This is a genomic window from Brevundimonas sp. Root1423, assembly GCF_001426805.1.
Genome location: NZ_LMFL01000023.1, coordinates 576,052 through 597,570 on the forward strand (window position 1 = coordinate 576,052; position 21,519 = coordinate 597,570).

24 protein-coding genes, 1 tRNA gene, 2 pseudogenes and 1 riboswitch are annotated in these 21,519 nt (G+C 67.5%); of the genes and pseudogenes, 20 read left to right on the plus strand and 7 right to left on the minus strand.

Features of this window, described 5'->3' with window-relative positions; all coding sequences use genetic code 11:
- The first annotated feature begins 221 nt into the window (after positions 1 to 221).
- Both ASD25_RS16150 and ASD25_RS16155 read left to right on the plus strand, forming a co-directional pair.
- On the plus strand, positions 222 to 1,001 hold the full coding sequence (locus ASD25_RS16150) for a nucleotidyltransferase family protein (protein ID WP_056618830.1): 780 nt from the start codon (positions 222 to 224) through the stop codon (positions 999 to 1,001).
- Entirely contained in the window at positions 985 to 1,791 is an 807-nt protein-coding gene (locus tag ASD25_RS16155) for a metallophosphoesterase (RefSeq protein WP_082572466.1), read from the plus strand. The genes ASD25_RS16150 and ASD25_RS16155 overlap by 17 nt, the downstream gene beginning before the upstream one ends.
- On the opposite strand, the gene ASD25_RS16160 is transcribed toward ASD25_RS16155, so the two are convergent.
- The 3 genes from ASD25_RS16160 to ASD25_RS16170 all read right to left on the minus strand — a co-directional run bounded on the left by ASD25_RS16160 (position 1,770) and on the right by ASD25_RS16170 (position 3,646).
- A complete protein-coding gene (locus tag ASD25_RS16160; protein WP_056618833.1) occupies positions 1,770 to 2,135 on the minus strand; it encodes a VanZ family protein in 366 nt (121 codons plus the stop codon). The genes ASD25_RS16155 and ASD25_RS16160 overlap by 22 nt on opposite strands.
- Before the next feature lie 39 nt (positions 2,136 to 2,174).
- Positions 2,175 to 2,702: a TMEM165/GDT1 family protein gene (locus ASD25_RS16165; protein WP_369816613.1), complete on the minus strand. Its 528-nt coding sequence runs from the start codon at positions 2,700 to 2,702 to the stop codon at positions 2,175 to 2,177.
- Positions 2,703 to 2,755: 53 nt separating this feature from the next.
- Positions 2,756 to 2,887, minus strand: a riboswitch (yybP-ykoY riboswitch).
- On the minus strand, positions 2,867 to 3,646 hold the full coding sequence (locus ASD25_RS16170) for a phosphatase PAP2 family protein (protein WP_056618841.1): 780 nt from the start codon (positions 3,644 to 3,646) through the stop codon (positions 2,867 to 2,869). Its footprint overlaps the riboswitch before it by 21 nt.
- A 179-nt stretch (positions 3,647 to 3,825) precedes the next feature.
- On the opposite strand from ASD25_RS16170, the gene ASD25_RS29535 reads away from it, so the two are divergent.
- The 4 genes and pseudogenes from ASD25_RS29535 to ASD25_RS16180 form a co-directional block, all read left to right on the plus strand.
- Positions 3,826 to 4,380 (plus strand): ribonucleotide reductase N-terminal alpha domain-containing protein (locus ASD25_RS29535; RefSeq protein WP_304439656.1); only part of this gene is annotated, 555 nt, incomplete at its 3' end.
- Between the two features lie 4 nt (positions 4,381 to 4,384).
- Positions 4,385 to 4,667: pseudogene (locus ASD25_RS30545) on the plus strand (hypothetical protein); the annotation flags it as partial.
- A 1-nt stretch (position 4,668) separates the two neighbouring features.
- Positions 4,669 to 6,030, plus strand: a pseudogene (locus tag ASD25_RS16175) (ribonucleoside-diphosphate reductase subunit alpha); the annotation flags it as partial.
- Between the two features lie 183 nt (positions 6,031 to 6,213).
- Positions 6,214 to 7,086: a lipid A-modifier LpxR family protein gene (locus ASD25_RS16180; RefSeq protein WP_056618843.1), complete on the plus strand. Its 873-nt coding sequence runs from the start codon at positions 6,214 to 6,216 to the stop codon at positions 7,084 to 7,086.
- Positions 7,087 to 7,097: 11 nt separating this feature from the next.
- Here the strand turns inward: ASD25_RS16180 and ASD25_RS16185 are convergent, their stop codons facing one another.
- Positions 7,098 to 8,858, minus strand: a complete 1,761-nt coding sequence (locus tag ASD25_RS16185; protein WP_056618846.1) for a gamma-glutamyltransferase family protein — start codon at positions 8,856 to 8,858, stop codon at positions 7,098 to 7,100.
- Positions 8,859 to 9,028: 170 nt separating this feature from the next.
- Here ASD25_RS16185 and ASD25_RS16190 point away from each other — a divergent pair.
- Positions 9,029 to 9,105: transfer RNA gene (locus ASD25_RS16190), tRNA-Arg, on the plus strand.
- 393 nt (positions 9,106 to 9,498) lie between these two features.
- Here the strand turns inward: ASD25_RS16190 and ASD25_RS16195 are convergent.
- Positions 9,499 to 9,924 (minus strand): MerR family DNA-binding protein, encoded by a 426-nt coding sequence (locus tag ASD25_RS16195; RefSeq protein ID WP_056618848.1) that lies wholly within the window; start codon positions 9,922 to 9,924, stop codon positions 9,499 to 9,501.
- Between the two features lie 70 nt (positions 9,925 to 9,994).
- Between ASD25_RS16195 and ASD25_RS16200 the strand changes: the two genes are divergently transcribed.
- From ASD25_RS16200 to copD, 3 genes are all read left to right on the plus strand, one after another.
- On the plus strand, positions 9,995 to 10,750 hold the full coding sequence (locus tag ASD25_RS16200; protein ID WP_056619238.1) for a glutaredoxin: 756 nt from the start codon (positions 9,995 to 9,997) through the stop codon (positions 10,748 to 10,750).
- Positions 10,751 to 10,850: 100 nt separating this feature from the next.
- Positions 10,851 to 11,213, plus strand: a complete 363-nt coding sequence (gene copC / locus ASD25_RS16205) for a copper homeostasis periplasmic binding protein CopC (RefSeq protein ID WP_056618851.1) — start codon at positions 10,851 to 10,853, stop codon at positions 11,211 to 11,213.
- Positions 11,214 to 11,217: 4 nt separating this feature from the next.
- Positions 11,218 to 12,132 (plus strand): copper homeostasis membrane protein CopD, encoded by a 915-nt coding sequence (gene copD / locus ASD25_RS16210; RefSeq protein ID WP_056618853.1) that lies wholly within the window; start codon positions 11,218 to 11,220, stop codon positions 12,130 to 12,132.
- A 16-nt stretch (positions 12,133 to 12,148) separates the two neighbouring features.
- On the opposite strand, the gene ASD25_RS16215 is transcribed toward copD, so the two are convergent.
- Positions 12,149 to 12,640, minus strand: a complete 492-nt coding sequence (locus ASD25_RS16215) for a nuclear transport factor 2 family protein (RefSeq protein ID WP_056618855.1) — start codon at positions 12,638 to 12,640, stop codon at positions 12,149 to 12,151.
- A 49-nt stretch (positions 12,641 to 12,689) separates the two neighbouring features.
- Complete coding sequence (locus ASD25_RS16220) at positions 12,690 to 13,163, minus strand: DUF411 domain-containing protein (protein WP_056618857.1); 474 nt, start codon at positions 13,161 to 13,163, stop codon at positions 12,690 to 12,692.
- Between the two features lie 180 nt (positions 13,164 to 13,343).
- Here ASD25_RS16220 and ASD25_RS16225 point away from each other — a divergent pair, with 180 nt between their 5' ends.
- The 10 genes from ASD25_RS16225 (at position 13,344) to ASD25_RS16270 (ending at position 21,518) form a co-directional block, all read left to right on the plus strand.
- Positions 13,344 to 13,610 carry a hypothetical protein gene (locus ASD25_RS16225; protein ID WP_235562753.1) on the plus strand — a complete coding sequence of 89 codons (267 nt, stop codon included), beginning with the start codon at positions 13,344 to 13,346 and terminating at the stop codon, positions 13,608 to 13,610.
- Complete coding sequence (locus tag ASD25_RS16230; protein ID WP_056618862.1) at positions 13,607 to 14,047, plus strand: Spy/CpxP family protein refolding chaperone; 441 nt, start codon at positions 13,607 to 13,609, stop codon at positions 14,045 to 14,047. Before ASD25_RS16225 ends, ASD25_RS16230 begins: the two co-directional genes overlap by 4 nt.
- Before the next feature lie 9 nt (positions 14,048 to 14,056).
- The gene (locus tag ASD25_RS16235) at positions 14,057 to 14,626 is read left to right on the plus strand and encodes an RNA polymerase sigma factor (protein WP_056618864.1); all 570 of its coding nucleotides are present in this window, start codon (positions 14,057 to 14,059) and stop codon (positions 14,624 to 14,626) included.
- Positions 14,627 to 14,752: 126 nt separating this feature from the next.
- Positions 14,753 to 16,564 carry a copper resistance system multicopper oxidase gene (locus ASD25_RS16240; RefSeq protein WP_082572467.1) on the plus strand — a complete coding sequence of 604 codons (1,812 nt, stop codon included), beginning with the start codon at positions 14,753 to 14,755 and terminating at the stop codon, positions 16,562 to 16,564.
- Positions 16,561 to 17,772, plus strand: coding sequence for a copper resistance protein B (locus tag ASD25_RS16245; protein WP_056618867.1), 1,212 nt, complete (start codon positions 16,561 to 16,563; stop codon positions 17,770 to 17,772). Before ASD25_RS16240 ends, ASD25_RS16245 begins: the two co-directional genes overlap by 4 nt.
- Before the next feature lie 91 nt (positions 17,773 to 17,863).
- Positions 17,864 to 18,085 (plus strand): hypothetical protein, encoded by a 222-nt coding sequence (locus ASD25_RS16250; RefSeq protein WP_056618869.1) that lies wholly within the window; start codon positions 17,864 to 17,866, stop codon positions 18,083 to 18,085.
- 191 nt (positions 18,086 to 18,276) lie between these two features.
- Positions 18,277 to 18,489: a DUF4287 domain-containing protein gene (locus ASD25_RS16255; protein ID WP_056618872.1), complete on the plus strand. Its 213-nt coding sequence runs from the start codon at positions 18,277 to 18,279 to the stop codon at positions 18,487 to 18,489.
- Between the two features lie 288 nt (positions 18,490 to 18,777).
- The gene (locus ASD25_RS16260) at positions 18,778 to 19,827 is read left to right on the plus strand and encodes a hypothetical protein (RefSeq protein WP_056618874.1); all 1,050 of its coding nucleotides are present in this window, start codon (positions 18,778 to 18,780) and stop codon (positions 19,825 to 19,827) included.
- 13 nt (positions 19,828 to 19,840) lie between these two features.
- Positions 19,841 to 20,857: a hypothetical protein gene (locus ASD25_RS16265; RefSeq protein ID WP_056618877.1), complete on the plus strand. Its 1,017-nt coding sequence runs from the start codon at positions 19,841 to 19,843 to the stop codon at positions 20,855 to 20,857.
- A 10-nt stretch (positions 20,858 to 20,867) separates the two neighbouring features.
- Positions 20,868 to 21,518, plus strand: coding sequence for a hypothetical protein (locus ASD25_RS16270; protein ID WP_056618879.1), 651 nt, complete (start codon positions 20,868 to 20,870; stop codon positions 21,516 to 21,518).
- Position 21,519: the final 1 nt, after the last annotated feature.

Here is a 21,519-nt window from a genome sequence, read left to right on the forward strand (position 1 = left end):
GGGCGGCGGGCCAGCGACGCAGCCCGCTTCATGCCTGAATAAACGCCAACGACCCTTCAACCCGAGCCTCCCCGGCCCTTTACTGAACGGTCGAGGACTAATGCGAATGCGTAAACAAATCCGACTCATGCGCGATACAAGGCCGCGTCGCAGGAACCGCGGCCCGACCGGAGCCGTTTTCAGACCCGCGCCGTTACCGGCCGAAAATAGAGAGCCGGATCATGTCAGACACCGTCGCCGACCCCAGCTTCCATCCGCCTCAGGAAGCTGTGGCCTTCTATGAGGAATCGCTGCGCCTGCTGAAGGAGAGCGGCATCCCTTTCCTTCTGTCGGGCACCTATGCGGTCACGGCCTACACCGGCATCCAGCGGCCGACCAAGGATCTGGACGTCTTCTGCAAGCCCGGCGACTACCCGCGCATCCTCGCCTTTTTCCAGGCCCGGGGTTACCGCACCGACGTCGAGGACGAGCGCTGGATCGCCAAGGTCTGGAAGGACGAGAAGCATTTCTTCGACGTGATCTTCGCCATGTCCAACGGCACGATCGCGGTCAATGACGCCTGGTTTGGTCCCGACACGATCGAGGTCTACGGCCACGAGGTCACCATCACCTCGCCCACGGCGCTGATCCTGTCCAAGGTCTTCATCCAGGACCGCTACCGTTACGACGGGGCGGATGTGAACCACATCATTCTCAAACAGTCGGGGGCGATCGACTGGAAGAGCCTGCTGGACCAGATGGACCTCTATTGGGAGGTGCTGATGGCGCATCTGTTGAACTTCCGGTTCGCCTATCCGACCGAGCGGGACAACATTCCCGCCTGGCTGATGCACGAGCTGACCGAGCGGCTGCGCGCACAGGTCGACCTGCCGGCGCCGCGCGTGAAGGTGTGCCGGGGGAGGCTGTTCAGCGCGCGCGACTATATCTCGGACATCTCGGAGTGGGGCTTCGGCGACATCGTCGGCAAGGGGCTGGAGGAGCGCCATGACCCCATCCACTGATCCCGCCACGGCGGAGAGCGCCAGCGCCGGGGGCGACCCGCAGACGCCGCAGCCCGGCATGGAGGCGGGGCCAAAGAAGAAGCTGCGCGTCGCGGCCGTCGGCGACCTGCACGTCGGCGAGACCCATGACCGTCCGCACCGCGAACTGTTCGAAAGGGTCCACGAGGACGCAGACGTTTTGTGCCTGTGCGGGGACCTGACCAATTTCGGCAAGACGCGCGAGGTCGAAATCTTGCTGGAGGACCTGCGGGCCTGCAAGGTTCCCATGGTGGGAGTGCTGGGCAACCACGAGCACGAGTGCGGCCAGCCCGAGCATGTGACGAAGATGCTCTGCGACGCCGGGGTGAAGATGCTGACCGGTCAGGCCTATGAGATCGAGGGCGTCGGCTTCGCCGGAGGCAAGGGTTTCATCGGCGGGTTCGGCCGCTACATGCTGAGCCCGTTCGGGGAGGCCTCGATAAAATCATTCGTGCAGGAGGCGGTGGAGGACGCCAACGGCATCGAGAACTCGATCCGCATGCTGCGCACCGAGCGGTCGGTGGTGCTGCTGCACTATTCGCCCATTGTCGACACGGTGATGGGTGAGCCGCCGGAAATCCACGCCTTTCTGGGCTCCTCACGGCTGGGCGAGACCATCGACCGCTACGACAACATCAGCCTGGTGGTGCACGGCCACGCCCATCGCGGCGCGCCGGAAGGCCGGACCAACAAGGGGGTGCCGGTATACAACGTTGCCCTCCCGGTGCTCCGGACGCTGGGCGATACGCCCTACAGGGTCTTCGAGGTCTGAAACGCCGTGCGCGGCTGGAAGCCCCGCCAGACCGCCCAGAGCAAAAGGGCGGTGAGAACGCCCAGCCCGTCGGCCAGCAAGTCGCCCCAGCTGGCGTCGCGGCCGACCATGCCCTGAACGATCTCGACAGCGCCGCCGAGGATCAGGGCGGAAAGCGCCGCGAGGGTGCGGGGCAGGCGGCGCCACAGGACGCCGATGCTCCACAGGATCAGGCCGAAAGCGACAAAGTGCATCGCCTTGTCCCAGACGTGGGTGCCAGCCTCGGCGTTCTGGAACGGACCGACCATGGCGCCGATGATCACGACCAGCAGGACGACCGCCGTCAGGCGCATCAGAAACTTCATCAATGTGGGCTCTCGTCGGCGGGAGGACGGGGGCTTCTATCAGCGCGCGAGCAGAACCCACACCCCGGTTGCGGCGAACCCTAGAGCCGCGGCGAGGCGAATCCATGTCAGCGGCAGTTTGCGCGCCGCGGCCTCGCCCAGCAGGACCGCCGGGCCGTTGACCAGCATCATGCCCAGCGTCGACCCCGCGACGACCAGCGGCAGGTTCTGGAACTGCGCCGCCAGCATGGCGGTGGCGACCTGGGTCTTGTCGCCCATCTCGATCAGGAAGAAGGCGGCGGTCGTGGTCCAGAACACGCCGGCGAAGGTCTTTTCGGTCATGTCAGGCTCTTCGTCGAACCGGTCCGGGATCAGGGCCCAGGCGGCGAAACCGATGAAGGCCAGGCCGACGCCCCAGCGCAGCCATTCCGCATCCATGAACCGGGCCAGCACGGAACCGGCCAACGCCGCGAAGGCGTGATTGGCCACGGTGGCCGCCATTATGCCGAGGATGATCGGCAGCGGACGCCGCCAGGTCGCCGCCAGCATGATGGCCAGCAGCATGGTCTTGTCCCCGATCTCCGCGATGGAGACGAGGCCGCGGACAGACCATTGGCATCCGCAGCCGGCCCCCGCGTGGAAGCACCCTGCGAAGCCAGCGGTCTTGCCATGGCCCGATGGGCCAGATCACGCCATTCCCTCCGGGCGAGGGAAAGTATGTTGACGTAAACCCCGCTGAGAGACGCGGGCGGCTACTCCCCGATGACGGCGGGCGGTGTATCCGCCACAGGCTCCGGCGGCAAGACCTCGTCATGGAGCCCCTTGTCGCGAACGGCCTGTCGCCGTCCGACGGCATAGGCGACCAGCCAGAGCGCCATGGCCCAGGCGGCCCCGGCGCACCAGCCGGCGAAGACGTCCGTGGCCCAGTGGGCGCCGAGATAGACGCGGGTCAGTCCGATCAGCAGTGCGATCAGGAGCGACGCTCCCAGCACAAAGGCCTTCAGATGAGCCCGCGGGAAGGCCCGCGTCAGCATGACGCCGAGCGTCAGATAGAAGACGGTCGACAGCAGGGCGTGGCCGGACGGGAAGCTGGCGTTCAGCGTATCCACCGCCTGAAAGTCCAGCGGGGGCCGTTCGCGTCCGAACATGGCCTTCAGACCCTCGCTCAGAGCGACGCCTCCGGCCAGACCGACGACCAGAAGCAGGGCCGAGAGATGTTTGCGCTGGAGCAGAAGGAAGACGAAGGCGATCACCGCGAACAGGGCCAGCACCGATATGCCTCCCAGAGAGGTCAGATCCGCCGCCGCCTCCTTCAGCCACCACGGACCCCGGGGTTCGCCTGCTACCGGCTGCATCCACGCAAGGACCGCATGATCGAAGGCCTGACCGTCGGCCTCGGTCATGTCGTCGGCCACCTCGACGAACGTCATGATCCCGAGAGCGACGACAAACAGGGCGGAAACCGCCGCGATTTCGGTCCGCGCGATACGCAGCATGCGGCGGAAAAACGTGATCGTCTGTTCGGTGGTCATCGGCTGCTAACGGTCCCGCTTGTGTGACTGTTCCACTCACGCGTTCGTGATCGGATATGGTGAGGCTTGTCACGCCCTCGTCGCGGCCTGTCCACAGGCTCATCCCCCGTCTTGAACGCGATTCGGGCAGAAAGTGATCGTCAACCCCGTTGACGGTTGGTTAGCCATCTGCGCCCCATATGTGGGCTTGGGGAGCGCTTCAGCCACTAGGTCTTGTCGTGGCCCCTGCGGAGGGTGATGCGACCGCGCGTCCCCATCTGTCCGTGGTGAGATCCATTCAGCTCGACCGGTCCCGTGACGACCTGCTGACCGACTTCGGCAAGAAGACGCTGGAGGACCGCTACCTGTTGGCCGGCGAGAGCTACCAGGACATGTTCGCCCGCGTCGCCACGGCCTACGCCGACGACGCCGACCACGCCCAGCGCGTCTACGACTATATGTCCAAACTCTGGTTCATGCCCTCGACGCCGGTGCTGTCGAACGGCGGCGCGGATCGCGGCCTGCCGATCAGCTGCTTCCTGAACGCCGTGGCCGACAGCCTGGACGGCATCCAGTCGGTCTGGAACGAGAACGTGGCCCTGGCCTCGAACGGCGGCGGCATCGGCACCTACTGGGGCGGCGTCCGGTCGATCGGCGAGAAGGTCAAGGGCGCGGGTCAGACCTCGGGCATCATCCCCTTCATCCGCGTGATGGACTCCCTGACGCGGAAGACGACGTCGAGCCGCCGGTTCGGGNGCCCTGGCCTCGAACGGCGGCGGCATCGGCACCTACTGGGGCGGCGTCCGGTCGATCGGCGAGAAGGTCAAGGGCGCGGGTCAGACCTCGGGCATCATCCCCTTCATCCGCGTGATGGACTCCCTGACGCTGGCGATCAGCCAGGGTTCGCTGCGCCGCGGTTCGGCCGCCGTCTATCTGGACGTCCACCACCCAGAGATCGAGGAGTTCCTCGAGATCCGCAAACCGTCGGGCGACTTCAACCGCAAGTCTCTGTGGGCCGCCTGTCCAGCCGGAGCAAAGAAAANCTGGCGATCAGCCAGGGTTCGCTGCGCCGCGGTTCGGCCGCCGTCTATCTGGACGTCCACCACCCAGAGATCGAGGAGTTCCTCGAGATCCGCAAACCGTCGGGCGACTTCAACCGCAAGTCTCTGAACCTGCACCACGGCATCAACATCTCGGACGCCTTCATGGAGGCGGTTCGCGACGGCAAGACCTTCGACCTGCTGTCGCCGAAGAACCAGGAGGTGGTGAAGACCGTCGACGCCCGCGCCCTGTGGCAGAAGATCCTCGAGATCCGCCTGCAGACCGGCGAGCCCTATCTGATCTTCTCCGACACCGTGAACCGCCAGATGCCGCAGCATCAGCGCGATCTGGGCCTGTCGGTCAAACAGTCGAACCTGTGCTCGGAAATCACCCTGCACACCGGCCGCGACCACCTGGGCGTCGACCGCACCGCCGTCTGCTGCCTGTCCTCGGTCAACGCCGAGAGCTTCCTGGAATGGCGCGAGGAGCCCCGCTTCATCGAGGACGTGATGCGCTTCCTCGACAATGTGCTTGAAGACTTCATCCGCCGCGCGCCCCCCGCGATGGCCGCGGCCGTCTATTCCGCCAAGCGCGAGCGTTCGGTGGGTCTGGGCCTGATGGGCTTCCACTCGTTCCTGCAGGCGCAGGGCGTGGCCTTCGAATCCGCCATGGCCAAGTCGTGGAACATGCGGCTGTTCAAACATCTGCGCCGCGAGGCCGACAAGGCCAGCCGCCTGCTGGCCGAAGAGAAGGGCGCCTGCGAGGACGCGGCCGAGCGCGGCGTGCTGGAGCGTTTCAGCCACAAGCTGGCCATCGCCCCGACCGCCTCGATCTCGATCATCTGCGGCGGCACCTCGGCCGGCATCGAGCCGATCCCGGCCAACATCTATACGCACAAGACCCTGTCGGGCTCGTTCGCGGTCAAGAATCCCTATCTCGAGAAACTGCTGGGCGAGAAGGGTATCGACACCACCGAGGTCTGGTCCTCGATCCTGGAACACGAAGGATCGGTGCAGCACCTCGACACGCTGACCGACGACGAGAAGGCCATCTTCAAGACCGCTTTCGAACTGGACCAGCGCTGGATCGTGGAACTGTCGGCCGACCGCTCGCCGGAAATCTGCCAGGCCCAGTCGATCAACCTGTTCATCCCGGGCGATGTGAACAAATGGGACCTGCACATGCTGCACTGGTCGGCCTGGGAGAAGGGCGTGAAATCGCTCTACTACCTGCGCTCCAAGTCGGTTCAGCGGGCAGCCTTCGCCGGCGCGGAAGACAAGGTCGAGGCCGAGGTCGATCCGAACCAGCCCGATCTCTTCTCGGCCGCACGCACCGACTACGACGAGTGCCTCGCCTGCCAGTGACGGCGGACTGAGGCAGGCTCGCGCGCGGCGGGTCTGCGACTCGCCCGCGGGGTTCACCCGATTGCGGAACCCTGCCCGCCGGTCCACGTTGATCGGCCGAACCGTGACGCTCGAAAGGGTGTTGGCGAGACGGCCTGCATCGTGCAGGGTCGGAGTCGTTAGCGGGTCGGGGAGGAACCGTTGATGCGCAGGTCGGCGATCCTTGCCGGAGTGTTGGCGACTGGAGCCCTTTGGGCCCCGGCGTTCGCAGCCGCTTCGCAAGCCGTCCCGGCCGTTCAGACCGATCCCTGGAGGGTCGTTCCGGAACGCCCGGCCAACGTCGCCGACCTTCTGACCCGTCTGGACCGGAACGCCCGCTATGCAAACGATCCCGCATGGGACTCTGCCGGCGGCTGGACGGGCTACGCGCCCGAGCGCGACCGGACTTCGCAATGGGCCGCCTCGAGCCGTGACGTCTGGTTCGAAAGCGGCGGCTATGACGACCGCCTGCGCCTGCGCACCGAAGGGGCTGTCCGCCGTCTCGACGGCTCGCCCCTGCCTCCCGGACCGCTGGACCCCGCGACCTTCGACGCCGAACACTATGACTTGACCTATACGCGGGGCTGGACCGAGACCTTGGGCCAGACGGCGTCCGGTCTGGACGTCACCCTGACGCCGCACGTCGGCTTCGGCGTGGGAACGCGCGGTGGCACGACCGAGGCCGGCGCCACCCTGCGCATCGGCCGCGGCATCGAGAAACTGGTCCCGGATGGCGGCGACGCCTTCGGCGAGCGTCCGCGCTGGTATCTGTACGCGGCGGGCTCGGGCCGGGCCGTCGGCTATAATTTCGCCCGCACCCGCGACGGGGACTTCGCGCGATCCGGCTACAGCCAGGACTCAGGCAATTTCCTCGGCGACGCCTCGGTGGGCGTGGCCATGCGCCGGGGGCCGGTGCACACCTCGGTCAGCCTGGCCTATCGCGAGATCGAGACCGAGGGCCTGCGCGCCGGCCACGGCGTCGACACGGACGTGTCCGAGGGCGTGATCGCCTTCCAGCTCAGCATCAAGCCCGAGTAGGGCCCAGACCGCTACTGCGTCCGCGCCACGCCCTCGCGGCGGTCGTCCGCGCCGCCGTCCCAGCTCCAGCCGGTCGCGCCCTGTCGCCAGATCGCGCCGTGCAGGCCTGAGTTCTCGCTGGCGTTGGGACTGAGCGTCACGCCGCGCTCGGCCAGACCGGCGCGCAGGGCTTCCGGGAAGCGGTCCGTGTCTGCGCCAAAGCCGTCGCCGCGCGCCACCAGATTGGGCAGGTCGAACGCCGCCTGCACCGGCAGGCCCCAGTCCAGCACGGCGATCAGGGCCTTGGCGTTATACGCGAGGATCGAGGGCCCGCCCGGCGAGCCGAAGGCGCCGAGCAGGCGGCCCTGGCGGTCGAGGACGATCACCGGAGACATCGACGACCGCGGCCGCTTGCCCGCCGCCACCGCATTGGCCGCCGCGGCGCCGTCGGGCCGCGTCGGGGTGAACGAGAAGTCCGTCAGCTGGTTGTTGAGAAAGAAGCCCGCCGCCATCCGGCCCGAGCCAAACACGCTCTCGACCGTCGTGGTCATGCTGACCGCATTGCCCTGCGCATCGACGACAACGAGATGCGAGGTGCCCGCCGGCTCGTGGGTGGCGTCGGGCCCCGAAAACACGCCGCCCGGCGGCGTACCCGGTTCCGCCGCGCCGGTCAGACCGGGCGCAAGGGCCGCGCGGGCCGCGACGTAGTCGGGATCCAGCAGACCCTGCACCGGCACCCGGACGAAGCCGGGGTCGCCGACATAGCGGTCGCGGTCGGCGTACATCAGCCGCTGGAGCTGGGCGAAGGCGGTCCAGGCGCCGGCGCTGTCGGGGCCCGCGTGGATGTGCGGGGTCTGCTCGGCCATGGCGAGAAGCTGCAGCACGGCCACGCCACTGGACGGCGGCGGCGGCACGCAGACGACATAGACCCGGTACGGGCGGCACAGGGCCCCGCGCTCGATCGGCTGATAGGCGGCGATGTCTTCGGCCGTCAGGGCGCCGGGCCGCGGCTCCTGCGCCACCGTGGCGGCGATCTCGCGTGCGATCCGGCCGTTGTAGAAGCCCTCGGCCCCGCCTGCGGCCAGTTCGGCCACCGTCTCGGCGTAGGCCGGGTTTCGCAGCACGTCTCCGGCGACGTAGCGCGTCCCGTCCGCCTTGGTGAAATAGGCGTCGGCCCAGCGGGTGCGCGCCTGTCCCCGCGTCGCGGCGATGAAGCCGGCCAGTCGTGGGCTGACGATAAAGCCGTCGCGGGCCAGCCGTTCGGCGTCCCCGAACAGGGCGTGCCACGGCAGCCGTCCATGCGCCCTGTGCGCCATCGCCAGCATGGCCACGGCCCCCGGGGCCCCGGTCGAGCGTCCGCTCAGGACCGCGTCGCCCACGCCCAGCGGCCGTCCGTTCTCGTAGAAGAGCTCGGGCGTCGCCGCCGCGGGCGCCGTCTCGCGACCGTCGTAGCTGGTGATCTGCCCGCTCGCGGCGTCATACGCCATCATGAAAGCCCCGCCGCCCAGGCCTGAAGACTGCGGCTCGACCAGCCCCAGCACGGCCTGGATGGCGATCGCGGCGTCCACGGCCGAGCCGCCTTCGCGCAGCACCGCCATCCCCGCCTCGACCGCCAGCGGATTGGCGGCGGCGACAAAGGGGCCGCGGGCGGCCGGAGCGGCGACGGGCGCGACCGGGCCGGCGACAGGGCCGCCCGTTCCGAGGGCTCCGCCTCCGCAACCGCCAAGCGCGAGCCCGGCCGCGACGAGCACGGCCGTGAGGGCGCGGACAGACCGGTGCGGAAGATGGATCATAGAAAGCTCAGGTCTGGTTCGCGGGACGAATTCGGGAGAGGCGGAGCCACCCTGCCCCGCCGCCCGCGCGAACGAAAGCCCCGCGCCGCGCCCTTCTGGCGCCCATCTACGCGGCGAGGCGGAAAACCCGTCATCCGGCTATTGCCCCCCGCCGCCGTTCGCGGCCAAGCGCGCCCGTAGCTCAGCTGGATAGAGCATCAGACTACGAATCTGAGGGTCGGACGTTCGAATCGTTCCGGGCGCGCCATTTTCTTCTTTACGAATCAACAACCTGATGATGTTGGCTCCGTGACGGGGCAGGCCGGTTACAGCGTCTGTTCGGCGGGGTTCAGGAGGGTGGGATTCCTCGCGCGGCGGCGGATCAGCGCGTCGACCTTCTCCTGGCCGTCGTCGGCCCCGGTCTCCCGCTTGGCCTGAGGTAGATATATACGCGCCGTAAAAGCCGTCGTGTGTTCGAGTGAGCCATGATTTGGAACTCCGAGGCGCCAGCGTAGCCTCCCGGCCGTCCCTGGAGCGGGCTCGTGAATAGGGACCTTTCGTCGCGTCGCACTCGACCATGATCTCGGTGAGGCCTGTTGCGGACCTATTTCGGGTGTCGGCGCCGCCAAGCCGGGTCGAACGCTCTGCTGTGCGAGGCAGCCTAGTTTCGCGAGGTGTCGAACGCCTCAATGATCGGACACGGCCCGACCTGCGATGCAGCGCAAGCATGCGCCAATCTGCGCAGGGCTGAACGCGCGTTCTCCAGCTCGGCTATACGGGCGTCGAGGTCGACCAGCCGTTCCTCGGCCAGCGCCCGGGCCCGCGCCCTGTCCTCGCTTGCGTCCAGCGCGAGCAGTTCGCCGATCTGTTCCAGGGTGAAGCCCGCCGACTGCGCCGAGCGAATGAAGCGCAGCCGCCTTACTTCCTCCGAACCGTAGCGCCGCACCCCGCCGCCCAGACCGCCGCCGTCTGGCCTTTCAGGCGTCTCCAACAGGCCGCGCCGCTGGTAGTAGCGCACCGTCTCCACACCCACGCCGCCGGCTTCAGCCAGCCGCGCGATGGTCAGACCCGACTGTTGGCCTCTCATCGCTTGACTCCGTACTATGGTACGGAACTTACATGGGGCGGGTTCCCTTGTGATCAAGCCGGAGACCCACATGACTGACCCCGCGAAACACGCCGTCCTCTACCGCATGGTGATGCCTGAGCACGTTTGCCCCTGGGGGCTCAAGGCTCGCCACCTTCTGCGCAGCAAGGGCTTCACCGTTGACGATCACTGGCTCGAGACACGCGAGGCGAATGACGCCTTCAAGGCCGAGCACGGTGTGAAGACCACGCCGCAGGTCTTCATCGACGGCGTTCGGGTCGGGGGCTACGAGGACCTGCGCCGCCACCTCGGCCTCAAGGCGCCCGATCCCCAGGCCAAAACCTACGGCCCGGTGCTGGCGGTGTTCGCGGTCACGGCCCTGATGGCCTTGGCGGTCAGCCATGCCGCGTTCGGCTCCGCCCTGACCTTCCGCGCCCTCGAATGGTTCATCGGCCTGTCGATGATGGCCCTGGCCATGCTCAAGCTGCAGAACCTCGAAACCTTCTCGACCATGTTCCTCAACTATGACCTGCTGGCGAAGCGGTGGATCCCTTACGGCAAGGTCTATCCCTTCGCCGAGCTGGGGGCGGGGGCTCTGATGGTTGCGGGCGTCCTGACCTGGCTGTCCGCCCCGGTCGCCCTGTTTATCGGCGGCGTCGGCGCAATCTCGGTGTTCAAGGCCGTGTATCTGGACAAGCGCGAATTGAAATGCGCCTGCGTCGGGGGGTCAGGCAATGTCCCGCTGGGATTCCTGTCCCTGACCGAGAACCTGATGATGATCGCCATGGCGGTCTGGATGGGTGTGATGGCCTTGCAGCACGGATAGGCCGCCCGCCGGATCGCCCCCGCCCGAATAAGGGATATGCCCGGACGGCGCGTAGAGGTACCGAAGGCTGAAGAAGGCCGAACGTATCTGGAGACCGAGTATGCGTATTTTCGATCCTGTTCCGTACGTGGCCATAGCAGCCGTCGGAGCCCTCGCGGCCGGCCCGGCGTCGGCCCATGCGCGGCTGATCGGCGCGACCCCTGCGCCGAACGCCACGGTCGCGGCCACGCGGTCGGTGAGCCTGACCTTCAGCGAGCGAACGATTCCTGCCTTCTCGGGGTTCGACGTCGTCAATGCGGCAGGCGAGAAAGTCGCGATCACTACCTCAGTCGCGGAAGACGGCAAGACCCTGACAGGCACGCTGGCCCGCCCGCTTGCCGCCGGAGCCTATCGCGTCGACTGGCGCATCGCGTCGAGCGACGGTCACCGCATGACGGGTTCCTACACCTTCTCGGTACGCTGACCCCATGCTCGAAGTCGCGGTCATTGGGCTCCGCTGGCTTCAATACAGCGGCGCCGTCGTTCTTCTCGGCGCGCCGCTGTTCCTGCTCTACAGTTTCCGAGGCGTAGAGGCCCCGCGCTTCGGCTGGGTGAAGCCGACACTTGTGATGGCGGCGCTCGTCGTCGCAGTCGGCTCGCTCGCCGCTCTGGTGGCCCAAACCGCCGTCATGGCGGGGTCGTTGAGCGAAGCCGTCAAACCCGCCTCGCTGTCCTTCATGGTCACTGGCACCGCCTTGGGGATGGCCATGGTCGCTCGGGCCATCGTCGCCATGGTTGGGCTTGTGGCGGTCATCGCCCTGAAGCCGGGGCGCGCGACTTGGCTGATCACGGTGGCGTCAGGTCTGATCATCAACGCCAGCTTCGCATGGACGGGTCACGGCGCGGCCACCGAGGGGCCCGGCGGGCTTCTCCATCTCGTCTCGGACATCATTCACGCGGTCGCCGCTGCCTTGTGGCTGGGAGCCTTGGCGGCCTTGACGATCCAACTGCTACGCCGGGCCGCGCCTGACAGCCCCGCGATCCATCGCGTCCTGCACAGCTTCGCCGGCCTGGGGACGCTCGCCGTCGTTCTACTGGTGCTGACGGGCCTTGTGAACAGCTGGTTCCTGATCAGCCCGGCACGCGTCGGCGACTTGGGAGCGAGCCTCTACGGCCAACTTCTGATTACGAAACTCGTCCTGTTCACCCTGATGCTCGCAATGGCAGCAGTGAACCGCTTCCGCCTGACACCGATGCTGGGATCGGTCCTGGCGAAGGGTGATGATCCTCGACAGGCGCTTCAACGGCTGCGACGCAGCGTGGTCGCGGAAACGCTGGTCGGGGGCCTGTTGCTTGCTGTCGTTGCGGCCATGGGCACGCTCGCTCCGCCGTCGGCCATGTGACGGAGCGAGTGCGCGCCTAGCTGGGCGTGCGCGAGGACCAGTGGATGTGGTGAATGCGCCAGCCGTCGGCGTGCCGTTTCAACACCATCGTCTCGGTGGTCAGGCTGTCGACGGGACGGCCGTTGAACTGACCCGTCGTACGGCCTTCGCTGGTGATCCAGGCAACGGCGCCATCGATCCAGCCCGACCGCCTCTCGACCACCGCTTGCGACGAGGCCGCGAACGCCGCGTCCGAGCCGAGGTGATGCGAAGCGTATTCGTCGCGCGATCGCTCCACGTAGCCTCCTTCGAAAATCATCACGTCAGGAGACATCAGGGCGAGCGCGGCGGCGGTGTCGCCGCCCTTCAGCGCGGCGTGGAAAGCGTCGACGGCCGTGGCAGCCTCCGCCGCACCGGCGGCAACAGTTCCTGCAGCGTGGCCGTGACCATCTGCGTGGTCCTGCGCAAGGGCGGGCGTCGCCGAAAGAAGGGCGGCTGAGAGGACGAATACGAGGGATGTGCGGGACATTACAGGCTCCGGTTGGTGGGCGATCTGAATGGACTGAGCGCGATCTGCGTCAGGTGGGCTGATTGTGGCGAGCGAACACGCGGGTCGCGCCCGACCGGAGCACCAGCAGAGTGTCGTAGGGCTCCTTGTGTCCCTGCGGCGTCTCCATGCCAGGCGAACCGAGCGGCATGGCCGGCACAGTGATACCCACCGCCTCAGGTCGTTCGGCCAGCAAGCGCATGACATCCTGAGCCGGCACATGACCCTCGACCAGATAGCCGTCGATCAGTCCGGTGTGACAGGACGCCAAGGCGTCCGGCATTCCTCGACTGGTCCGGAGCGACTGGAGACTCGGAAGAACCGTGATAGTCGCGCTGAAGCCCGCCTCCCGCATGTGCGCGATCCATCCGTCGCAGCAGGCGCAGGTCGGCGTCTTGAAGACAGTCAGGTTTCTCGATGGGCGCGTCTGGGCGCAGGCGGTTCCGGTCATGCCGATGAACACAGCCGCGCCCAGCAGCAGACGGCGGTTCAGTGTCGATTGCATCAACTCTTGCTCTCCATGCGTGGAGTGGACCGTCGCGCCCGACGCGCGTCAACCTTGCGCTCAGGAAAGCCCATCCCGCCTCTCATCTACGCGAGATAGCCTTCGACCCCTCATGAGGGGTATCGCGAACAGCCGCGTATGGCAGATGGGGCGTGACGCAGGTGCGCAATGACTGACGACATGAACAGACTGATCGGAGCGATCGCGCCGGGCGACGCCGCGCGCCTTGCCGGTGTGGAAGACGCTGTCTGGGTGCGGATCGGCGAGCGCAGGGAGCATGCCCGCATGGGTCAGGTCCGGGTCGCCGCCGTCGCCCTCGCGTTGGTAATCGGCGTCACGAACGGCGGCCTGATGCTCCTGGCGCGTCGGCCGGTGCCTTCCGAGATGCGAATCTTCACCGTGTCGGCCGGCTTGTCGCCGCTCGCCAGCCTGGATGTCCGAGGATGAGGGCGACCTGGAAATCCATCGTCATCACCGCGATCCTGGCCGCGCTGGCCAGTGGTGCAGCGACGTGGGCAAGCGCGACCTGGGTCATGCGGGAGCGGCAGCCGCCGAGCCTGCACAGTGTCGTCCATGAGCAGCTCGATCTGAGCGCGGAGCAGGATCGTCGGCTGGACGTCATCGAAGCCCGCTTCGCCGCTCAGCGCCCCGCGCTGGAGGCCGAGGTTCGCGCCGCCAACCGCGAATTAGCCTCCGCTATCGCCGCCAGCGACGGCGACACCCCGCAGGTCCAGGCGGCGGTCGATCACTTCCACGCGGCCATGGGCGATCTCCAGAAGGCGACGATCACTCATGTCTTCGAGATGCGGTCGGTGTTGACCCCGGCCCAGGCCGAGGTGTTTGACGCAGCGGTCGTGGACGGCCTGCGCGACGACGCCGGCTAAGCGCGGCGCGTGAGGGCCGACGAGAGCATAGAGGGCCGAGCGGCGGGTGGAGACCGGGCCGCCTTCACCGCCTTGATGACCGCCACCAAGGCCGACCTCTACCGGTTCGTTCGCCGCTACGTCGGCGACGAGTCCGAGGCGCATGACGTGCTTCAGGAAGCGTATGCGTCCGCGTGGCGCGCCATGCGGCGGTATGATCCGGCGCGGCCGTTCGAGGTCTGGCTGCGCTCCATCGCCCTGAACAAATGCCGCGACTGGAGTCGTCGTCGCGCGGTTCGCCGCGTCGTGCGCGGGGTCATGGGCCTCGATGCACCCGAGGCGACGGCGGTGGGCGACGAAACACCCACGCCCGAGGCCCGGCTGGACGACCGGCGCAGGGCTGGAGACCTGCAACGGGCGCTGTCCGACCTTCCGGACACCTTGAAGGCGCCGCTGCTGCTTGCCGCGCTCGAAGGGCGGTCTCACGCCGAGATCGCCTCCATACTTCGCATCACACCCAAGGCCGTGGAAACGCGTATCGCCCGCGCCCGCAAGAAGCTGGCCGAAGCCTTGGCGTGGACGCCGGGCGAAGCCGCTTGACCTTGCCATGATGGGAAGGTGCACAAAGGTGATCTCGACGGCTGTGGCGACCTGACGCAAGGGGTGCGCCGCCGGGATGCGTATCTGAACGAACGGCTGAATTGCCGGCCAAGGAACTCCTCGCTGATGTCGACCATGCGCCTCGATCGCCGAATGCTTCTCCGTGGCGCCGCCGCCGGCGGTTGGCTGCTGGGACTGCAAGGCCTGCTGCCCGCATGGGCGCAGACAGGATCGGGGGGCCTCCGTTCGGACCTGCCGACGCTGACGGGGCCGAACATTGACCTGACCGTGGGCCACTCGCCCTTCATCGTGGGCGGACGCACCGGCCATGCGGTCACGATCAACGGAGTCCTGCCGGCTCCGCTGCTGCGCCTGCGGGAAGGCCAGAATGTCCGCCTGTCCGTCACAAACAGCCTGGACGAGGACACCTCGATCCACTGGCACGGCTTGCTGGTGCCGTTCCAGATGGACGGCGTGCCGGGCATCAGCTTCCCCGGCATCAAGGCCCGCGAGACCTTCGTCTACGAGTTCCCGATCAAGCAGTCGGGCACCTTCTGGTACCACAGCCACTCCAACCTTCAGGAGGCGATGGGCCACTACGGTCCGATCGTCATCGACCCGGCCGGCGCCGACCCGGTCGCCTACGACCGCGAGCATGTGCTGGTCCTGTCGGACTGGAGCTTCATGCACCCGCACGAAATCCTGTCGAAGCTGAAGAAGAGCCCCGGCTACTTCAATCAGCAGCGCACCACCCTGGCTGGCCTGATGGACGGCCGCGACCGCATGGGCCTGGAGGAGCGGCGCATGTGGGGTCAGATGCGGATGGACCCGCGCGACATCCTCGACGTCAACGGTTCGACCTACACCTATCTGATCAACGGCCACGGCCCCGAGGAGAACTGGACCGGGCTATTCCGGCCCGGCGAGCGGGTGCGGCTGCGCATCATCAACGCGTCGGCCATGTCGATCTTCAACATCCGCATCCCCGGACTGCCGATGACGGTGGTCCAGGCGGACGGTGAGAACGTACGGCCTGTCGAGACCGACGAGTTCCAGATCTCCGTCGCCGAGACCTACGACGTCATCGTCCGGCCGATCGAGGATCGCGCCTACACCATCGTGTCCGAGGCCATGGACCGCTCCGGCATGGGCCGGGCGACCCTGGCGCCCCGCCTGGGCATGACCGCCGAGGTCCCGGCGCTGCGTGAGGTCCCGAACCTCACCATGCGCGACATGGGCATGGGCGGGATGGATCACGGGAAAATGGCCGGTATGGCCGGCATGGATCACGGCGCGATGGTCGGCATGGACCACGGAGCCCCCGCCCAAGGGGCGGCGCCGGCGGACGACATAGCGGGGATGTCCATGGCCGGCATGAACATGCGCGACCCCGAGAACGCCCCGCCGGACATGGCGGTCGGCGTCGGCGTCGATGCCGTCGCCATGGACCCCGCTAACCGCCTCGGCGAGCGTCCGATCGGTCTCACGAGCGTCGATCACCGGGTCCTCGTCTACACCGATCTGGTGTCGCTCCAGCCCAACAAGGACCAGCGGCCGCCGTCGCGGACGATGGAAATCCACCTGACCGGCAACATGGAGCGGTTCATGTGGGGCTTCGACGGCCGCAAGTTCAGCGAGCTGGTCGAGCCGATCCGCTTTGAGCGCAATGAGCGGGTACGCGTCACCTTGGTCAACGACACCATGATGGCCCACCCCATCCACCTGCATGGCCATTTCTTCGAACTGGTGACGGGCGGACCCGCCGGGCATCAGCCGTTGAAACACACGGTCAACGTCGCGCCCGGCGGCAAAGTGACTTTCGACCTGACCGCTGACGCCCCCGGCGACTGGGCCTTCCACTGCCACATGCTGATGCACATGCACGCCGGGATGTTCAACGTCGTGACGGTGCGGCCCATGGACGGAGCCGCCCGATGACCCGTCTCGCCATCGCCATCGCTCCGCTCATCCTTGCCGCCAGCGCTTTCAGCGCCCATGCCCAGGACCCGCACGCTGGTCATGTCATGCCGCCGGCAACGCGACCCGCGCCCGCTCCAGCCGCCACGCCTCAGACACCTGTCCGGCCGACAACGCAGGACCCGCACGCGGGGCATGTCACGCCACCTGCGCAGACCCCGCCCGCGACCGATCCTCACGCAGGCCATCAGATGCCCACTCAGCCCGCGACGGTCGATCCCCATGCGGGCCACGACATGTCCGCCCCGGCGTCCACCCCGGCGTCCACCCCGGCGCCCGCCCAGCCTGATCCACACGCCGGCCATGACATGTCCACCATGGCGCCCGCTCAAGCCGATCCCCACGCCGGGCATGATATGTCGACCATGAGCATGGGACCGCCCGACATTCCGACAAGCGCCGACAATCCCGGCCGTCCGCCGGAGGACCCGCTCCCGACCGCCGCTCTGAGCGGCCCGACGCACGCCGCCGACCTGGTCTTCGGAGCCGAAGCAATGGCTGCCTCTCGCCGGACCCTCGTCCGCGAGAACGGCGACGTACGCACTACGGCCGTTGTCATCGACCGCCTCGAAGCCGGGTTCGGCGACGGTGAGGAGACCTGGCTCTGGGACGTTCAGGGCTGGAGCGGCGGCGACATCAATCGCTTCTGGTGGAAGTCCGAGGGCGAGGGCGACTTCGACGACGGTCTGGAAGAAGCCGAACTCCAGGCGCTCTACAGCCGCGCCGTCCTGCCCTTCTGGGACGTGCAGGCCGGTGTACGCCAGGACGTCCGCCCCGACGGCGAGGACACGACCCATCTGGTTCTCGGCCTGCAGGGCCTTGCGCCCTACTGGTGGGAAATCGACGCCGCCGCCTTCCTGTCGACGGAGGGCGACCTGACCGCGCGCGCCGAGGCCGAATACGACCAGCGCATCACCCAGCGCCTGATCCTCCAGCCGCGCCTCGAAATCGACGCCTCGGACAGCGACATTCCGGAACTGGAGATCGGCTCGGGCCTGACCTCGGTCGAGGCCGGCCTGCGGCTCCGCTACGAATTCCGCAAGGAGTTCGCCCCCTACGTCGGCGTCGAGTGGAGCCGTTCGTTCGGCGACACCGCCGACTACATCGAAGCCCGAGGCGGCGACGCTGACGACACCCGCTTCGTCGTCGGGCTCAAGGCCTGGTTCTGAGGAAGGCATCCATGATGAGCAGATTGGTCCACGTGTTCGCCGCGCTCGGCCTGGCGGCCTGCCAGCTTCGTGGTTCACTAGGAGAACGCCGATGAAAGTTTCCACCCTGCTGGCTGCCGCCGGCGCGATCATCACGCTGAGCGCTGGCGCGGCCGTGGCCGCCGAGGCCTGCGAATGCTGCAAGGACATGGCGGCAGACTCCGACAAGTCCTGCTGTGACAAGATGGCTGCGCCGCAGTCGCCGACACCGGACGCGCCGCCTCCGGCCCCGACGGCGCCCTCGCCGGATGCGCCCGAGCCGGCCGAGCCCTAGCACCACTAGGCTTTTACTCGGAGCGGCGTCCAGATCGCCCTCGGCATCTCGCCAGTTCTTGCGATCCCTACCGCAATGCGGATGAAAGAGAACTGGCCAGGCGCCGTACCAGAGTTGACGATGGAAGCCTCTCCGCGTTGCAGCCGTGCGTGTTCAACCGTTGCTACGGAACCAGCGAACGAGGATGAGGCATGAGCGAACCGATAAAGGGACCAGCGTCCTATTTCCCCTCAATCGAGAAGACGTACGGACGTCCAATCTCTGATTGGAAAGATCTGGTCCGAAGACGTTATCCGGCGGCGCACATGGAGCTCGTAACGATGCTCAAGAACGATCACGGTTTCGGACACGGACACGCCAACGCTATCGTCGCACATACGTTGGCCGAGGACGGCCTGAAGTAAATAGCCGCCGCACTCTCCCGCCTGTCGGCGCGGAACCGCGCCGCCTTGTACCGGGCCCGCGCCAAGGACGTCCGGAGACCACCGCCGTCATCCTCCGCAGGGCAGGAGAAACCCGACGATGCGGAGCTGCTCCAGATTTCTGAGGCGTTTGGACCCGGTGAACCCGACCGTCAGCGCTCCCGCGTTCGTTCGACCTCCAGTCCTGGAGAGAGTTTCGAATAGCAACTTTATCGAAATTTCGTCGCAGATCGATTGCCCGGGCGCACGTGCGCCGGACATCATTTGCACATGCGAAACAGCACATCCCGCCAGGCGGCCGGCGCCGCGGCCCTCGCCCTCCTGCTTGCCTCGGGCGCGGACGCGCTTGCGCAGGCGCAGGATCCGTATGCCCCCCGTCCGCAGGCCGCGCCGGCGCCGAGCCGCGACCTCAGCCGCGTGACGCCGCTTCTGACGGTCGAGGACGGCACGCCACGCTACCAGCTCGTCCCGGCGGGTTCGCTGAGCCGCAGCGACGCCATGAATTCGCAGATGCTGGCCTTCAGCCTGCAGGACTTCCTGCCGGTCGGCGCCGGGCGCAGCAGCCCGGTCACGACCGGCGAACACGGCGGGGAGTTCGCCGTCGAGTGGCACTACGTCGTCAGGTTCTGGGAAGAGTGGCCAAACGCCAAGGACCGACCGGGCCATGTCGAACGACTGGGCGAGACCGATTTCGAGATTCGCCAGAACACGCCCCTCACGCCCCCGCCGGCGGTGAAACGCGTGCTGGACGCCCAGGCCGAACGCCTGCGCGACGCCGTGAAGGCCCACCCCTTCATCCAGCGGTCGGCGGATGTCATGACGCGCGTCCGCATCGAGTATCACCGCGACAGGGATCGGTCCGGGACCGAGGTGTGGGGCTTCAAACTGACCTTCGGGTTGGGACCTGAAACCATGCGGCCCGAGCAACTGCCAGGCGGTCGCTGGCGCTGGACGTCGTATGACTGGATGTCGCTCGACATATGTTCGAACTGCTTCGCCGAGCTGAGCGCGCCGACCGGCCGTTACCGAGGCCTGCAGACCATGACCCACGTCGCGTTGGTCGACTCTCTGGCCGCCCCGCTCTGGGTCAGCGAGTACCGAAGCGGCGAAGGGCCCCTGATCCCCAACCCGGAACTCTATGACGCCGCCCGGCCGACGGACATCCAGATCCTGACCGTCGAGGCGCCGCTTTGGATCGGCGCAGCCGCGGCGGTCGGTCCCGACGATCATCATGCCCGCGCCATCGCCGCCGTCTGGCTGACCGACTGGAAGACCCTGGTGACCCAGGCCAACGGCCCGTCCGCCCCCCGCGCCGACTGAGGATTTCGACGCCATGATCCGTTTCGCCCCCGCCTTCGCCGCCCTCGGCCTTTCGCTCGCCGTCGCCACGCCCGCCGCCGCCCAGATGCGCGAATATCCCATCACCACCCCGGTCCCGGCCGGAGCGGTCGAGCTGAGCGCCGGCGTCTATCCGCGCGAGGGCCAGGTGGTCCTTCAGGACAACATGCCCGGCCACCGCCGGTTCAAGGCGCCGCTGTTCCCCAACGCTGGCTGGGACAGCCCGGTGCGCGCGGACGGGGAAAAGGACTACGACCGCTATCTGATCGAATACTGGCGCGCACCGTCATTGTCCCCGACGGAGCTCAATCCGGCCTATCCCGGTCAGGAGCAGCGCGGCTACGTCTCGCCCGGCCCGCACGCGGCCCAGATCGCCCGCAGCGCCGCGACAGCGGCCGAGGACGCCCTGTTCGAACGGCGGATGCAGTTCATCACCGAACAGCTGCTGGCCTCGACGCCCCTGCGCAATCTGCACGGCGCAAGCCTCGAGCCGCTGTTGACGGTCGCGGGCTACGGCGAGGCCCACGGCGGACGCGGCGACGGCGTCATGCGCGGCGAGATCGCGCTGGAGCTCGATGTCATCGCGCCCTGGGCCGGCGTCACCGAACGCATGCCCGACGGAACGATCAAGTCCAGCTATTCGGGTCCCACCCTGCGCATTCACCTGAACCCGGCCTTCATCAACTGCGCCGGGCCGTCGCGGCGCACGGGCGGCGGCGTCGATTGTGCGCGGTCGGATGGCCGCCTGTGGCTCAACACCCAACGCGACGCCGTCATGGAGTTGGGGCAGGGCGCCGAGGCCGTAGCCATGCTGAACGACGGACTCTACGCGGACCGCCGTCCGGCCACCGACCTTCGGGCCGTGTTCGTCCAGCACGACCGCAACGGCCGGGCCGCCAGCGACATCTCGCGCGGACGGATGCATCCGCACGACCCGCTGGGACGCGTCATCGGAGCCATGAACCTGGTGGACTGGGACGATCTGCTCAGCCGCGCCGCGCAGATCCAGTAGGAGGTCGACCATGGAACGCCTCATCTCCCTGACCCTGTTCGCCCTCGCGCTCGTCACGGCGCCGTCGGCCTGGGCCCAGACGACGACCACCAGCATGGCCGGCATCGGCGACTCCGAGGAACGTCCCGTCGGGGCCTGGACGTTGCCGGACGGCATCGTGCTCGCGCGGCCGATTACCGGCTATTCGGTCTTCACGCCGGAGCTCTGCGAACCGGCCGAGGAGCCCGTCGGCTCGGGCGATCTGGTGCAGCTCTGCATCAGCCTTCGGCACACCGGCCAGCGCAACGGCGCGCCCTACAGACTGCCGATCCACGTCGAGATTCCGGCGGGCCTGATCTTCATCTCGGACAACCTCTCCACCCAGAACGGCATCATCCTCCAGCGTTTCATCGTCGAGGTGCGTCCGGGCCAGACCATCAATATCCCGGTCTTCGCCATGTGCGCGAACGACGGCCGAAGCGGCAGCAATCCATCGGCCGGCTATCAGCTGGGCCCGGTGCTGCAGAACCCGGCTTTCGACGCCCTGTTCAAGCAGCTGGAAGGCAAGCGCATACCGCAGACGGGTGCTGTGGACATCCAGGCCGCAGTCTGGGCGATCGCGGAAGGAGATCCTGTCTCGCCCCGGCATCAGGCCTATATCGACGCCCTGCCGGACGCCTGAG